This window comes from Bradyrhizobium sp. LHD-71 (genome assembly GCF_031157255.1).
Lineage (GTDB): Bacteria > Pseudomonadota > Alphaproteobacteria > Rhizobiales > Xanthobacteraceae > P52-10.
The window spans coordinates 78266-92476 of the sequence record NZ_JAVIFX010000029.1 but is presented as its reverse complement, the minus strand read 5'-3'; the positions used below and the strand labels follow the sequence as shown (position 1 = coordinate 92476).

Genomic DNA, 14211 nt, shown 5'->3' with positions numbered 1-14211 from the left:
CATGGCCAGTATCAGCATTGCCAATCTTCGAAAGTCTTTCGGCCGTGTCGAAGTGGTCAAGGGCGTCAACCTCAGGATCAACTCCGGCGAGTTCGTCACGCTGCTGGGGGCGAGCGGCTCGGGCAAGACGACCACCTTGCGCATGCTTGCAGGCCTCGAGCGGGCCGACAGCGGCACGATTTCCGTCAACGGAAGCGTCCTGAACGGTGAGGGGAATTTTGTGCCTGCGCACAAGCGCGGGATGGGGATGGTGTTCCAGAGCTACGCGATCTGGCCGCACCGTACTGTGTACCAGAACGTCGCGTTTCCGTTGCGGATGAAGCGCGTGCGTCCGGCCGAGGAGCGCGCGAAGGTGGAACGAATTTTAGAGCTGGTCGAGCTTCCCGTGGCGAAGTTCGGGGACCGCTATGCGTCGCAGCTCTCCGGCGGTCAGCAGCAGCGCGTCTCTCTGGCGCGCGCGCTGGTAGCCGATCCGCAGGTGGTGCTCTACGACGAGCCGCTTTCAAATCTCGATGCGCGCTTGCGCGAGTCGATGCGCACACTGCTGCGCACGATCCATAAGGAGACGCGGCTTACCGCCCTGTATGTGACGCATGATCAGCTCGAGGCGATGGTCATGGCGGACCGGGTGTGCGTGATGGATCAGGGCATCATCGTTCAGGAGGGCGCGCCGCGCGATCTCTACGACCGTCCGGCCAATCAGTTCGTCGCCGAGTTCATCGGACAGGCGAACATTTTCGATCTCAGCGACGTTTCGCGCGAAAAGGGAGCCGTCCGCCTCTCGAATGGCATCTCGCTTAATATCCCGCCTGGCAACTGGCCAAACGGCGAAGCCACTCGCGATCGGAAACTCGTGATCAGGCATCACCATGCATGCGTGCTGACGAACGATGCGCCTGCAGGCGCGGACAACCTGCTTCCGGGCCGGATTAAGGACTCGATCTACCTTGGTGATCGCATCAGGACCACACTGACGCTTGCAGGAGCACTCGAGTTCGTCGCGGAAGGGATCGACGGCCCGTCGACGTCGGACATCGGCAAGGACGTCATCGTCGCTGTACCCCCGCAATTCTGCATTGTCGTTTGACGGGAGAGAAGGAGCCGCCATGGCCACCGAAGCAGCCAAAGCGATACGCGATAAAGCGGCCATTTGCGGGGTATCCGCGCTGTTGGGGGACTATCCGGACCGGACGGCCCTGTCGTTGGCCGTCGAGGCCTTTCAACTCGCTCTCGACGACGCCGGCATGTCGCACAAAGACATCGACGGAATCATGTGCCTGTCTTACGGCGCCGATTACGATCGCTTCCTCGAGGCGACCGGCGTCGAAACGCGGTATGCATTTCAAGGTTGGACACACGGCAGGTTCATCTCTCCGACCGTGCAGCAGGCGGCGATGACAATCGCCGCCGGTCTTGCGGACGCGATCGCGATCGTTCACGGAAAGAAGCACAAGGCTTATGGCCAGCCCGTGGACCACGAAATGTGGCGGCAGGGTCTCGGCCCGCACGGAGAAAGTCCGGCGTACGGGGCCTTCGGGCCGGCACTTGCACCGGCGCTGGCTGCTCAACGCTACTTTCACGTCTACGGCGGAAGTGCCGACGACCTTGGCTACGTGTGCACGGCGTTGCGTGAGAGCGCCACGCTCAACCCGATTGCGTTGCGCAAGACGCCGATGTCGATGGATGATTACCTGAACAGCCGATGGATCATCCAGCCGCTCCGGCTGTTCGACTGTTGTCAGAACAACGACGCTGCCGCGTGCATCATCCTGACGTCTGCCGAAAGAGCACGCGATCTGAAGAAGAAGCCCGTTTATGTGTCCGGCTTTCAGGGCGTTCATGCGGGACGGCAGCGTCATAATTTCACGCTTCCGGGCCTTGGCGTCGCGCAGCAGGACGATTTCAGCTTCAGGCCGGCAAAGGAAGATCTCTACGTCTACGAGATGGCTGACATCGAGCGAAAGGATGTCGACATGATCATGACCTACGATGCGTTCTCGCCGGTCGTGCTCTTCGTGCTCGAACGATTTGGGTTCTGCGGTCCAGGAGAGGCCATCGACTTCATCAAGAGCGAAGGAATCGGCGTCAAAGGGCGGATGCCCGTCAACACATCGGGCGGACTGCTCTCCGAAGGTCATGCAGCAGGTTGGAATCTGTTTGCGGAATGTGCGCGCCAGCTTCGAGGCGAGGCGGGCGAACGCCAGGTGAAGGACTGCGAGGTTGTCCAGTACGGAAGTTTCCTCGGTGAATCGATCATTTTTCGGAACTGACCCTCATGAACACAAGCATTATCGACGAGACGACTGGTCGCTATTTGCCGATTCAATATCCGGAGGAGATGCCCTTCTGGAAGGCCGCACAACAGCGCCGATTGGTGCTGCAGCGCTGCGACGATTGCCGCAAGGTTCTTTATCCGATCGGACCGACATGCCCGCACTGCGGCTCGAACAAATTCACCTGGAGCGAGATGAGTGGACGCGGCGTCGTCCATAACTTCGTCGTCTATCACAAGCCATGGGTTCCTTATTACAGGGACAGGGTGCCTTACGCGCTGGTGCAGGTGCAGATCGAGGAAGGACCGCGCCTGACAACCAACCTGCACGGCGTCAGTGTCAGCGATGTGAGGATCGGCATGGAGGTCGAAGCCACCTGGGAGGAGCTGACCCCGGGGGTGACGCTTCTTCAATTCAAGCCCAGGGGCGGCAAATGAGCATGACAGCCACAGACACGCTTTTGGACCAGGATGGACCGGACAAGGTTCGCTTGTCGATCGAGGAGGCGCGTGCCTTGGGAGAACAGGCCTGCCAGCGCCTCGGCTTCTCCGCAGAAGACGCCCGGATCATCACCGACCAGCTGGTGGAGAACGCCCTGCGCGGCTATCGCTTTGCCAGCTTGCCGCGCATCCTTGCAATCCAGGGTGACGAAAGGTCGAAGCAAGCTCGCAAGCCCATCAGCATCGTAAAGGAGACGCCCGTCTCGGCGCTGGTCGATGGCGGCAACAATGTGGGTTACGTTGCGGCCTATCGCGCGGCTGAAATCGCCATCGCCAAGGCCAGGACGAGCGGAATGTCCGTCGTCAGCGTCTACGACAGTTACTACAGCGGTCGAAATGCATATTTCACCGAGATGGTCGTGAATGCAGGCTTCGTCTGCATCCATACGGCGAGTGCAAAGCCACGTGTACTGCCGCCGGGCGGCGTGCGACCCGCGCTCGGCACCAATCCGTTCTGCATCGGATTCCCATCCAAGAACGGGCCAGTCATCTATGACATCGGCACCGCGTCATTGATGTGGGGCGAGGTTCTTCTTCATGCGAGGCTTGGAGAGCCGCTGCCGGACGGCGTAGGCTTCGATGAGGCGGGCCGGCCGAGCACCAATGCGGACGAGGTCATCAAGGGCGGCGTGATACCCTTCGCCGGACACAAGGGTTACGGGTTGTCCTTTGCGATCCAGGCGCTAGGCCTGTTGGGAGGCGCGGCGCGCGCCCGAGGTCTCGTTCAGGACTACGCCTTTTTCTTCATCGCCATCGATCCGGCGATCCTGCTCGAGGAGGATGAATTCGAACAGCAGATGGCCGAGCTCGTCGCCCGCATCAAGGCAACGCCGAAGGGGAAGGGCGTCGAAGAGATCCGTATTCCGGGCGAGCGCGGCGCGCGCGAACGCAAGATCCGCGCAAGACAGGGCATTGTTTTCGATCGCGCCGTCATCGAAGCGCTACGCAGCATTTGAGGAGCACGGCCGGTGAGCGGACCGCTTCGAGGTTTGCGTGTCATGGACGTGAGCATCATGGCAGCAGGCCCCTGGACTGGGGCGTTGCTGGGAATGCTCGGCGCCGAAGTGATCAAGATCGAGCCGCCAGCAGGCGACGGGACGCGATGGGTCATGCCGACGCAGCGCGGTATGGGCACTAACTTCATCTCAATGAACGTCAACAAGAAGGATGCGGTGCTGGACTTCAAGAATCCAGCCGATCGCCGTCTTGCGCATGAATTGGCGGCGCGGTCCGACATCTTCGTGCAGAACTTCCGCGTCGGCGTCGTGGAGCGTCTCGGGCTCGATTGGCCGACGCTGCAGGCGATCAATCCGAGACTCATCTATTGTTCGATCTCCGGCTTCGGCGAGACCGGACCACTTTCGCGGGCGGGCTGCGCGGATCCGATCATGCAGGCGTTCTCGGGGTTTGCCTGTTCGAACGGCGCGCCCGGCGAAGAGATGGAAGCGTTTCGCTTTACGGGATTCCTCGATCTCGCCACGTCGAGCAATGCAGTGCAGGCCGTCCTTGCGGCCTTGTACGACAGGGAGAAGACAGATCGCGGGCAGAAGGTCGAAGTCTCCATGCTGCAGTCGGCTGTCGCGCTGCAGTTCACACGTTATGCCGAACTGCTCGGTGCCGGTCTCGTGCCGGTCGCCCGTGGAAGCGAGAATCCGGCGTTTGCGCCGGATCGGGCATTTGCCGCCAAAGACCAGGCGGTGTTCGTGACCGTGCACAGGCCACGCGAGTGGCAGGCGCTTTGCGAGGTGCTGGAGCGCGCCGATCTGATCGGCGATCCGCGCTTTGCAACCAATCATGACCGTGTCGCAAACAAGGAGACGCTGAACGCAATTCTTGCCCCGATCTTTGCCGCCAGGCCCGCCGTATGGTGGCTGCGCGCGCTAAACAGGCGCAACGTCGCCTGCGGCATCGCGCACAATTTCGAAACATTCCGCTTCCACCGGCAAATCGTTGACAACGAGATGATCGCAAACACTCGGCATCCGGACTGGGGCGAGACAAGCGTCGCCGGCGTGCCATGGACGTTTTCGACGGACGCGTGTCGTGTCGCATCCGCGCCGACGCCCGACGGCGATACCGCCGCGGTGATCACGGAATTGACTGCATCATCCTCCCCGATCGCAGCCGGACGTTGACCAATGTTGCAGGGTACCAGGATCATCGAGCTGTCCGAAGGTGTCGCAGGGCCGCTGGCGGCGCTCCGCCTGGCCGATCTTGGCGCGGACGTGATCAAGGTCGAGCGCGCCGAAGGTGACTGGATGCGCGATGCTGAGCCCTTGATGGCGAATGGCATGTCGGCCGCTTTCTTTGCGCTCAATCGTGGCAAGCGCTGCCTGGCCTTGGGATCGGATCCGTCGGCTGCGTCGGAGCTGCTGCTTCGTCTGCTGGCTGACGCGGATGCCTTCATCGTGGATGGCGGCGAGGCGCAGGCGGAGTCGCTGGGATTTGCCGAGGCTCTCAGGCCGAACTGGGGACGCAACCCGGGACTCGTCGTGGTCGACGTCAGCATTTGGGGCGAAAACGGTCCTATGGCTGCCCTTCCCGGCAGCGAACTCACCGTCCAGGCGATGGCTGGATATACGCGATATCTTGGTTCGGCCGATGAAGCTCCCAAGCGGCTGGGTGCGGATGTCGCGGGAGCGAGCGCTTCGGCCTTCGCCGTGCAGGCTGCGCTCGCGGCGCTTTATGCACGGGACAGACGCAACGGAAGCCGTGCCGGGCAACAAGTGTCGGTTTCGATGCTGAATGCGTTGATCAGCATGAAGAGCATCCATCTTGCGGCGCAGTCCGATCCGGATCAGTACGCCGGTCCGCGCGTCGGAGGTGCGCACTATCCACCGGAAAAAGGTTGGCGCACGGCCGATCGACCGATCTTCTTCGCTTTCGGTGGATCCGTGGGCGAGGAAGGTCGACCAGGTTGGACCGACTTCGTGACGGAAATCGGATTGGACGACCTGCTCAAGAACGATCAGCTCGACCGCAACGGCCGGAATTCCACCGGACATGGGTCGATGGTGAACGCCATGCGGCCCGCCTACGAGGAGCGGTTTGCACAGTTTTCGGCGGCAGATCTGGTCGGACGAATTCGAAAGCTCGGCGCCAACGCCGCCGTTTACATGCGTGCCGACGAAACGCTCGCCGATCCGCAGACCGTCGCGATGGATCTCATCAGCGAGGATCCGGAAAGCAGGCGACAGGTGCTGAAGTTCCCTGCGCGTTTCGCGAACGTGCAACTTCAACAGCGCTTCGATGCGCCCGAACTTGGCAAGGACAGCGAGATGATCGCGCGCGAACTCGGCTTCTCACGTGCAGAATTCGCTGAGCTGCAAGCGCGCGGCGCCCTCGCCATGTGACGTTGCAAGTCCAGTTCGCGCGCGGCGGACCGTCTCAACGCGCGTAGCGGATTTTGCCCGCCGGTGTCACGTCGTAGCCGGACAAATCGGCGGCGCGCAGCTTGAATCGGGAGTCGCCGAGGAAACCGAACAACGCCTGCATCGGCGGCTGAAAATATGAGCGCTGCCGCATCACGAGGTCGAAGTTCTCGAACAGCAGCGGTTCAAAATCGAGCCCGGCGGATTTCGCCGCTGCGCGTGTTGCAATTCCGCAATCGGCGTGGCCCGAACGCACAGCGGCCGCAAGGTCCGGCCCTGTCAGGCACGGCGGCTCGAGCCGATTCAAGTCGCGCCCCTTGATGTCGGCACGCGCCAGCAGCACGTCGAACAGCATTTGCGCGCCGGCTCCCGGTTGCCGGACCGCCATCATGGCACCGGTCCTGAGAACGTCGACGATGCTGTGCAGGTTCTTCGGATTGCCCGGCTGCAGCAAAAGTCCTTGCTCGCGCTGCGCGAAGCCGACCAACACGGCGTCGTGCAACGCAGTGTTCGCCCGCGCCGCGGCGATGTTCGCATCCGGCGTTGCACCGTCTTCCGAGCTGGAATGATAGTGGATGGCGGCGGCGATCACTTCGCCCCGCAAGAGCCGCCGGACGCCGCTCTGAGTGCCCTCGGACAGGGTGGCGAGCCCCGATCCGGACTCGCGCAGCGCCCATTCCAGCAGCGAATCCTGGCTGCCGCCGATGATCGGCGGCGGGTCGGCCTCGGTCATCCCGGCTGGTCGGGTCAGGCCCGAGCGCAGCCAACGATCGAGCTCCTCGCGTGGAAACAGCCACTTGCCGGTCACCTTCGTGCAGGGAATCGCGCCCGCGGCGACCAGCTCGTAAAGCTTGCGTTCGCCGAGCCGGATATACCGGGCGGCCTCGCTGGTGCTGAGCAAGTCCATCACCTGCATTCTTATGCATATTCCTGCATATCTTCAATCGAATTGACACGCTAAGAGACCGCGCAGGACAATGCAGCGGAAGGGACGCAAGCATGCAGGATGGCCTCAATGCGTGGCAACTGATCGCCAGCGGCGACGCGACGCTGCTTGCGATCGTGCAGCTTTCGCTGGTCGTCAGCCTGTCCGCCGTTGCGATCGCCGCGCTGGTCGGCCTGCCGCTCGGCGCGCTGCTGGCGCTCACGCATTTTCCCGGGCGTGGCGTTGCCATCGTCGTCCTCAACGCGTTCATGGGGTTGCCGCCGGTCGTGGTCGGTTTGGCCGTCTATCTTCTGCTGTCGCGCTCAGGGCCGCTCGGTGGCTTCGGTATTCTCTTCACGCCGCCCGCCATGGTGATCGCGCAGGCGATCCTGATCGTGCCGATCATTGCCGCGCTAAGCCGCCAGACCATCGAAGACCTCTGGCTCGAATATCGGGACGAACTGACGGCCATGGACGTCGGGCCCGCCGGCCGGGTGGCGACGCTGCTGTGGGACGCGCGCCTCAGCCTGTTGACCGCGCTGCTTGCAGGTTTCGGACGCGCGGCGGCTGAAGTCGGCGCGGTGATGATCGTCGGCGGCAACATCGAAGGCTTCACGCGCACCATGACCACGACGATCGCGCTCGAGACGTCCAAAGGTAACCTGCCGCTCGCACTGGGACTTGGGCTGGTTCTCATAGCGCTGGTGCTGGCGATCAATGCTGCGGCCTGGAGCGTACGTGTCTGGTCCGAACGGCAGGCGGGCTGACGATGCGCGCCCCAATCAGCGATCTTCCCGTCATCTTCGACCGTGTTTCGATGGTCGCCGGCGGCAGGACCATTCTCGATCGCGTCAGCACGACCATCGAGCCCGGAGAACCGACGCTCGTCGTCGGGCCGAACGGCGCAGGCAAGAGCACCCTGCTGCGGCTTTGCATGGGGCTTGCGACGCCGAGCGATGGCCGCGTTACCTGGGGTGGCCGCGCGGACGCAAAGCCGACGCGACGCGCCTTCGTCTTCCAGCGGCCGGTGATGCTGCGCCGGACGGTGGCGGCCAACATCGCCTATAGCCTCGCACAAGCGGGACTGGCGCGTGAGGATCGGGCAGCGCGCGTGCCACGGCTGCTTGCGCAGGTCGGGCTCTCTGAACTGGCGCAGCGTCCAGCGCGCCGGCTGTCGGGGGGTGAGCAGCAGCGGCTTGCGCTCGCCCGCGCGCTCGCGCGGGATCCGGATCTGCTCCTGCTCGACGAACCGACCGCAAGTCTTGACCCGGCAGCGACGCGCAGCGTCGAGGAGATCGTTCGCGCCGCCGCGAGTTCCGGCATCAAGGTGGTGATGGCCTCGCACGATCTTGGTCAGGTGCGACGGCTTGCCGGCAACGTCATCTTTCTCGTGCGCGGCGCATTGCGTGAGCATGTCGCCGCGGACGCCTTTCTTAATACTCCGTCGACACCCGAGGCTGCGGCCTTCGTGCGCGGAGATCTGGTCGTCTAATTTTCGCTACAGGAGCGTCGCCCATGCTGAACCGTCTATCCGTCGCGCTCGCGCTGTTCGTTCTCATTGTGTCCAGCCCGCCGGCGCTGGCGCAGGATAAATCGATCGTCGTCGCCTCGACGACATCGACGCAGGACTCCGGCCTGTTCGGCCATCTGTTGCCGCTGTTCAAAGCCAAAAGCGGGATCGACGTGAAGGTGATCGCGCAAGGCACCGGCCAGGCACTCGATACGGCACGCCGCGGCGACGCGGACGTGGTGCTCGTTCATGCCAAGCCGCAGGAAGAGAAGTTCGTCGCCGACGGTTTCGGCGTGAAGCGCTTCGATCTCATGTACAACGACTTCGTGCTGATCGGGCCGGCGGGCGATCCCGCCGGCATCAAGGGATCGAAGGACATCGTCGCAGCATTGCAGGCGATTCAGAAGAAAGGGGCGCCGTTTGTGTCGCGCGGTGACAAGTCCGGCACGCACGCAGCCGAATTGGCGCTGTGGAAGCAGGCCGGCATCGATATCGATGCGGCGAAGGGGCCATGGTATCGCGAGATCGGCCAGGGTATGGGCGCGGCACTCAATATTGCCGGCGCCAGCAACGCCTATGTCGTTTCCGACCGGGGCACCTGGCTGTCGTTCAAGAACCCCGGCGATCTCGTCATCGTTGTCGAAGGCGACCGGCGGCTGTTCAACCAGTACGGCGTGATCCTCGTAAATCCGGCGAAGTATCCGACAGTGAAAGCAGCGCTCGGCCAGAACTTCATCGACTGGTTGCTCTCGGACGAGGGCCAGGCGGCGATTGCGAGCTACAAGATCAACGGCAAGCAGCTGTTCTTTCCAAATGCCGATCGCAAGGGGTCATGAGAGGCAGCACGCGTCCGCTGTCGGATAGGTCCATTGGCGCGGTTGCTAACGCCCCGGACCATGGGCCACCATCGGGTATGACTGGACCACAGCGGCCGACCGCGGCGCTCACTTCGCTCGACAGCGCGCTGGCAAACCTCCTCGAGTGCGTGCGGGCGGTCGCGCCTGTCGACTGCCTGCTCGAGAATGCAGTCGGCGCCGTCGCTGCGGGTGCGTTGCAGCGCGCAGCGCTGCCGCCGCACAACACCGCGATGGTCGACGGGTGGGCGATGCGGGCGCACGATCTCGTCGGTGCGTCGTCCTATGCGCCCGTGTTGCTGCAAACGGCACCGGTCTGGGTCGAAGCGGGCGACCGCCTGCCTCCAGATTGCGACTGCGTGCTCGATGAGAACTCCGTCGTGCAAAGCGCGCCGCTGTTCGAGGCTTTGGCCGAGGCAATACCCGGAGAGGGCGTGCGCCGCGCAGGAGAGGATATGGCCGAGGGCAGCGGAATCGTTGCGGCAGGCCAGCGCATTGGTGCAACCGATCTCATGATCGCGCGCAGCGCAGGCTGCGACAGGCTGTCGGTTCGCCGTCCAATCGTGCGCGTTCTCGAGGTGCCCGCGGGCGACAAACGTTCGACGTCCGCCGAGTTCATCGCGGCGTCGGCGCGCGAGGCCGGCGCACGGGTGATGTTGGCGAAAGCTGACGCGCGCGATGCGCAATCAATCGCGTCCGCCATTGGTGGCGATGCGTGCGATCTGCTGCTGATTGTCGGCGGCAGCGGCGTCGGGCGCAACGATGCCGCGGTCGCGGCTCTGGCCGCACGGGGCGACGTCGTCGCGCACGGACTCGCCCTGAGACCTGGCCGCACGGCGGCCGTCGGCCGGATCGGGCCGACACCTGTAATTGTCATCCCCGGCACACCGTCTCATGCGCTTGCGGCCTGGCTGGGGCTGGCACAGCCGGTGCTCGACCGGCTGACGATGCGGATGTTGCGGCATCCGATCGTCCGCCCGCTCGCGCGCAAGATCGCATCGGCGATCGGCTTTTCTGAACTTGTTCTGCTGAAGGCCGTTGACGGAGACTGGCGACCGCTTGCAACTGGCGACCTGCCGCTCCAGCAAATCGCCACAGCCGATGCTTGGCTGATTGTACCGGCAGAGAGCGAGGGATACGCGGCTGGCGCACATATCGGTGCGCTGCCGCTTTAAGGACATTGCATGAGCGCTGAGACGACACAACCGCGTGCGGCCTCGGGTCACGCCGCCGCGCAGGAGCAGTTCCTGACCATCCTGTCGCGCGAGGAGGCGATGGCGCGGTTCGAAGCTGCGCTGTTTCCGCGTGCGCTTGCGAGTGAAGAGCGTGTGCTCGGCGCTGCGCTCGGATTGGCGCTGGCGACGGATGTGACGGCCGCCGTCGATGTGCCGCCGTTCGACCGGTCCAATGTCGATGGCTTTGCAGTGCGCTCGGCCGATCTTGCGTCTGCAAGCGAGGCCCTAGCCGTGCGGCTGTCGTTGAACGGCGAGACGATCGCCTGCGGCACTGCGCCGAAGCTGTCCGTGACGCAGGGGACGGCGACGCCGATTGCGACCGGCGGGCCGCTGCCGCGCGGCGCCGATGCAGTGGTGATGGTCGAGCACAGCGAACCTGCGGGCGACGGGGCAATAGACGTTCGCCGCGCCGCAACGCCCGGCCAGTTCGTTTCCTACGCGGGATCTGATATCGCACGCGGCGAAGCGTTGCTCCGTGCAGGCACTGTGATCGGCTCACGCGAAATCGGCATGCTGGCTGCGTCCGGGATTGCGCGCGTGAGGGTTGTCGTTAAGCCGCGTGTCGCAGTCATCTCCACGGGCGACGAACTGGTTCAGCCTGGCGAAGCGCTGCGACCTGCGGCGATCTACGACACCAATGGCGCCATCGTCACCGCGGCGATCGCCGAGAACGGCGGCGACGCGTCGTTTCTCGGCGCGTTCGCCGACGACGAGGCGACGCTGGAGAGGGTCATTCGCGACGCCGTTGACAAGTTCGATATGGTGGTGATGTCGGGCGGCACGTCGAAGGGCGAAGGTGATGTCTGCCATCGTATCGTCGCGCGGCTGGGGCGGCCCGGTATCGTCGCACATGGTGTGGCACTGAAGCCCGGCAAGCCACTGTGCCTTGCGGTATGCGACGGCAAACCCGTGATCATCCTGCCAGGGTTTCCCACCTCGGCGATGTTCACGTTTCATGACATGATCGTGCCGGTGCTGCGACGGCTTGCCGGCCTGCCGCCGCGGGCGGACGCGCATGTTGCTGCGAAGGTGCCAGTACGCATTGCCTCCGAACCTGGCCGCGCCGAGTTCGTCATGGCATCGCTGGTCGAAGGCGACGAGGGGCTGATCGCCTATCCTTCGGCAAAGGGATCGGGCGCGATCACCTCATTCGCACAGGCCGACGGTTTCCTGAGGATCGATGCGCTCGCCGATCAGATGCCGGCGGGCAGCGAAACGCAGGTGACGCTGTTCACGCCGCATGTCCGCGCTCCCGATCTTGTCATCGTCGGTAGTCACTGTACCGGGCTTGATATCGTGACCGGCGATCTGGCGCGCGACGGATTGTCGGTGCGAGCGATCGCAGTCGGCAGCCTCGGCGGGCTTGCGGCTGCGCGGCGTGGCGAATGCGATCTGGCGCCGATCCATCTGCTCGATGAAGCATCAGGAACCTACAACGCGCCGTATCTCGTCGACGGGCTCGAACTCGTGCCGGGTTGGCGGCGCATGCAGGGAATTGTGTTTCGCAAAAGCGATGCGCGGTTCGAAGGCCTTGGTGCGGAGGAAGCCGTGCAGGCGGCGCTGACGATTCCGTCGTGCCTGATGGTCAACCGCAATCAGGGAGCCGGCACACGCATCCTGATCGATCGCCTGCTCGGCGGCGCGCGACCGGACGGCTACTGGAATCAGCCGCGGTCGCACAATGCGGTCGCCGCCGCCGTCGCACAGCATCGCGCCGACTGGGGCATGACCATCGCCCCGGTCGCAGATGCGAACGGCCTCGGCTTCATTCCGTTCGCGGAAGAGCACTATGACTTCGCCCTCGTGAGCGCACGTCGCGCCCGGCCGGCGGTCGAGGCTTTTCTGGCGGCACTGCAGTCGAAGGAGAATCGGAAAGCATTGGAACAGGCGGGGTTCAGGCCGGCTTAAAAAGCTGTAGCCCGGATGAGCGAAGCGACATCCGGGTGGGACCTGCTGCAGAGTCAGCCCCGGATATCGCTTCGCTCATCCGGGCTACAGGTACGCTCGCAATGACGAAGCTTTAAAGCGCCAGCGCCGCCAGTCGTTCGGCCTCGGCGACATCCTCGACCGTATTGGCATTGAAGAATGGATCGACCGGCTCGACCGGCCACATCACGGTCGCCAGCGGATAGCGCGCGGTCCAGCGGTCGATCTTACGGACGTCTTCCACCACCAGGGCACGACGCAATTCCTCGCGCAGGCCCACATTCCAGAGGCCGATAACCGGATGCACCTGCCCGTCGGAGGCGGCGACAGCAAGCTGCGCACCCGCATCCTGCCGTGCCCGATGCAGCCGCGCCACCAGATCGTGTGGCAGGAAGGGGCAGTCGGTTGCCGCACTCAGCACCCATGCGATGTGGGGGCGCTGTGCAGCGGTCCAGTCCAGAGCTGCAAGTATGCCGGCAAGCGGTCCAGCAAAACCTTCCACCGTATCGGCGACCACTGGCAAGCCGAAGGCGGCGAAACGTGCCGGATCGCCGTTGGCATTGAGAATCAGCCCATCGCATTGTGGCTTGAGCCGCGCGATCACGTGATCGAGGATCGTGCGGCCGCCGATTGTCCGCAGCGGCTTGTCGCCACCGCCCATCCTTCGCGCCAGGCCGCCTGCCAGCAAAACTCCGATCGTCTCGGGCCGCTCAATCGTCATCGCGGCCGCCCTTGCGCTTGAAGCGCATCGATTCCTCCTCGACGTAATCGAGGTTCTGGTCGAACACGATCCGCCCTTCGCCAGACAGTGCAATGAAACGCTTCCCGCGCGCGCGACCGATCAAGGTAAGCCCCACCTGGCGCGCAAGCTCAACGCCCCAGGACGTAAAGCCGGAGCGCGACACGAGAATAGGAATACCCATCCGCACAGTCTTGATCACCATCTCCGAGGTGAGCCGCCCGGTCGTGTACATGATCTTGTCAGCGACATTGACGTTGTGCCGAAAGGCCCAGCCCGCGATCTTGTCGACCGCATTGTGCCGCCCGACGTCCTCCATATAGCAGACCGGCACGCCCTTTTCGCACAATACGCAACCGTGGATCGCGCCCGCCTCGAGATAGAGCGATGGCGTGGTGTTGATCGCATGGGTCATTTGGTAGAGCCAGGACGTGCGCAGCTCCGCATCCGGCAGGGTGACGCCTTCGATAGCCTCCATCAGATCGCCGAAGGCGGTGCCCTGCGCACAGCCGGAAGTGAGCGTCTTTTTCTTTAGCTTCTCCTCGAAATTCGTGCCGCGTTCGGTGTAGACGACCACGACCTGGAGATCGTCGTCGTAGACCACTTCCGTCACGACGTCGTCGGTGCGCAGCATGTTCTGGTTGAGCAGGTAGCCGAGGGCGAGATATTCCGGATAGTCGTTGATCGTCATCATCGTGACGATCTCCTGCGAATTCAGATAAAGCGTCAGCGCACGCTCGACCGGCACTCTGATCTCGGTGTGCGCGCCGGCCTGGTCGATCCCGCTCACGGCTTCGGTCAGCCGCGGGTTCGAAGGCGCGGGCATCACGTGCGGCAACTTGCCTGGCCGCGAAGTCGGGGTTCGCTCGTCCATGGTT

General features: G+C 63.8%; 14 protein-coding genes. 11 read left to right on the top strand and 3 right to left on the bottom strand.

Going from position 1 to position 14211, the window contains the following annotated elements:
* Window position 1: 1 nt before the first annotated feature.
* From RCO31_RS27380 to RCO31_RS27355, 6 genes are read left to right on the top strand one after another with little or no spacing between them, the layout of a single operon-like run.
* On the top strand, window positions 2-1087 hold the full coding sequence (locus tag RCO31_RS27380) for an ABC transporter ATP-binding protein (protein ID WP_308971526.1): 1086 nt from the start codon (window positions 2-4) through the stop codon (window positions 1085-1087).
* 19 nt (window positions 1088-1106) lie between these two features.
* Entirely contained in the window at window positions 1107-2270 is a 1164-nt protein-coding gene (locus RCO31_RS27375; protein WP_308971525.1) for a thiolase family protein, read from the top strand.
* A gap of 5 nt (window positions 2271-2275) precedes the next feature.
* A complete protein-coding gene (locus RCO31_RS27370; RefSeq protein ID WP_308971524.1) occupies window positions 2276-2710 on the top strand; it encodes an OB-fold domain-containing protein in 435 nt (144 codons plus the stop codon).
* A 2-nt stretch (window positions 2711-2712) separates the two neighbouring features.
* Entirely contained in the window at window positions 2713-3729 is a 1017-nt protein-coding gene (locus RCO31_RS27365; RefSeq protein ID WP_308971523.1) for an Ldh family oxidoreductase, read from the top strand.
* Between the two features lie 12 nt (window positions 3730-3741).
* Window positions 3742-4908: a CoA transferase gene (locus RCO31_RS27360; protein WP_308971522.1), complete on the top strand. Its 1167-nt coding sequence runs from the start codon at window positions 3742-3744 to the stop codon at window positions 4906-4908.
* Between the two features lie 3 nt (window positions 4909-4911).
* The gene (locus RCO31_RS27355; RefSeq protein WP_308971521.1) at window positions 4912-6126 is read left to right on the top strand and encodes a CoA transferase; all 1215 of its coding nucleotides are present in this window, start codon (window positions 4912-4914) and stop codon (window positions 6124-6126) included.
* Window positions 6127-6160: 34 nt separating this feature from the next.
* Here RCO31_RS27355 and RCO31_RS27350 read toward each other — a convergent pair whose 3' ends face one another.
* Entirely contained in the window at window positions 6161-7051 is an 891-nt protein-coding gene (locus RCO31_RS27350) for a helix-turn-helix transcriptional regulator (RefSeq protein ID WP_308971553.1), read from the bottom strand.
* Between the two features lie 92 nt (window positions 7052-7143).
* Between RCO31_RS27350 and RCO31_RS27345 the strand changes: the two genes are divergently transcribed.
* The 5 genes from RCO31_RS27345 to RCO31_RS27325 all read left to right on the top strand — a co-directional run bounded on the left by RCO31_RS27345 (window position 7144) and on the right by RCO31_RS27325 (window position 12576).
* Window positions 7144-7836 (top strand): ABC transporter permease, encoded by a 693-nt coding sequence (locus RCO31_RS27345; protein ID WP_308971520.1) that lies wholly within the window; start codon window positions 7144-7146, stop codon window positions 7834-7836.
* Window positions 7837-7838: 2 nt separating this feature from the next.
* A complete protein-coding gene (locus RCO31_RS27340; RefSeq protein WP_308971519.1) occupies window positions 7839-8561 on the top strand; it encodes an ABC transporter ATP-binding protein in 723 nt (240 codons plus the stop codon).
* A gap of 23 nt (window positions 8562-8584) precedes the next feature.
* Window positions 8585-9415: a substrate-binding domain-containing protein gene (locus RCO31_RS27335; protein WP_308971518.1), complete on the top strand. Its 831-nt coding sequence runs from the start codon at window positions 8585-8587 to the stop codon at window positions 9413-9415.
* Window positions 9416-9492: 77 nt separating this feature from the next.
* On the top strand, window positions 9493-10608 hold the full coding sequence (locus tag RCO31_RS27330) for a molybdopterin-binding protein (protein ID WP_308971517.1): 1116 nt from the start codon (window positions 9493-9495) through the stop codon (window positions 10606-10608).
* Between the two features lie 9 nt (window positions 10609-10617).
* Window positions 10618-12576, top strand: coding sequence for a molybdopterin biosynthesis protein (locus RCO31_RS27325; protein ID WP_308971516.1), 1959 nt, complete (start codon window positions 10618-10620; stop codon window positions 12574-12576).
* A gap of 112 nt (window positions 12577-12688) precedes the next feature.
* Here the strand turns inward: RCO31_RS27325 and mobA are convergent, their stop codons facing one another.
* On the bottom strand, window positions 12689-13315 hold the full coding sequence (gene mobA / locus RCO31_RS27320) for a molybdenum cofactor guanylyltransferase MobA (protein WP_308971515.1): 627 nt from the start codon (window positions 13313-13315) through the stop codon (window positions 12689-12691).
* Entirely contained in the window at window positions 13305-14207 is a 903-nt protein-coding gene (locus tag RCO31_RS27315) for a formate dehydrogenase accessory sulfurtransferase FdhD (RefSeq protein ID WP_308971514.1), read from the bottom strand. Before RCO31_RS27315 ends, mobA begins: the two co-directional genes overlap by 11 nt.
* Window positions 14208-14211 lie beyond the last annotated feature (4 nt).

Excerpts from the sequence above, each read along its gene's own strand:
- RCO31_RS27380 (WP_308971526.1), top strand. The coding sequence starts at position 2 with ATGGCCAGTATCAGCATTGCCAATCTTCGAAAGTCTTTCGGCCGTGTC.
- RCO31_RS27335 (WP_308971518.1), top strand. The coding sequence starts at position 8,585 with ATGCTGAACCGTCTATCCGTCGCGCTCGCGCTGTTCGTTCTCATTGTG.
- RCO31_RS27340 (WP_308971519.1), top strand. The coding sequence starts at position 7,839 with ATGCGCGCCCCAATCAGCGATCTTCCCGTCATCTTCGACCGTGTTTCG.
- mobA (WP_308971515.1), bottom strand. The coding sequence starts at position 13,315 with ATGACGATTGAGCGGCCCGAGACGATCGGAGTTTTGCTGGCAGGCGGC.
- RCO31_RS27350 (WP_308971553.1), bottom strand. The coding sequence starts at position 7,051 with ATGGACTTGCTCAGCACCAGCGAGGCCGCCCGGTATATCCGGCTCGGC.
- RCO31_RS27370 (WP_308971524.1), top strand. The coding sequence starts at position 2,276 with ATGAACACAAGCATTATCGACGAGACGACTGGTCGCTATTTGCCGATT.
- RCO31_RS27325 (WP_308971516.1), top strand. The coding sequence starts at position 10,618 with ATGAGCGCTGAGACGACACAACCGCGTGCGGCCTCGGGTCACGCCGCC.
- RCO31_RS27345 (WP_308971520.1), top strand. The coding sequence starts at position 7,144 with ATGCAGGATGGCCTCAATGCGTGGCAACTGATCGCCAGCGGCGACGCG.
- RCO31_RS27375 (WP_308971525.1), top strand. The coding sequence starts at position 1,107 with ATGGCCACCGAAGCAGCCAAAGCGATACGCGATAAAGCGGCCATTTGC.
- RCO31_RS27330 (WP_308971517.1), top strand. The coding sequence starts at position 9,493 with ATGACTGGACCACAGCGGCCGACCGCGGCGCTCACTTCGCTCGACAGC.
- RCO31_RS27355 (WP_308971521.1), top strand. The coding sequence starts at position 4,912 with ATGTTGCAGGGTACCAGGATCATCGAGCTGTCCGAAGGTGTCGCAGGG.
- RCO31_RS27365 (WP_308971523.1), top strand. The coding sequence starts at position 2,713 with ATGACAGCCACAGACACGCTTTTGGACCAGGATGGACCGGACAAGGTT.
- RCO31_RS27315 (WP_308971514.1), bottom strand. The coding sequence starts at position 14,207 with ATGGACGAGCGAACCCCGACTTCGCGGCCAGGCAAGTTGCCGCACGTG.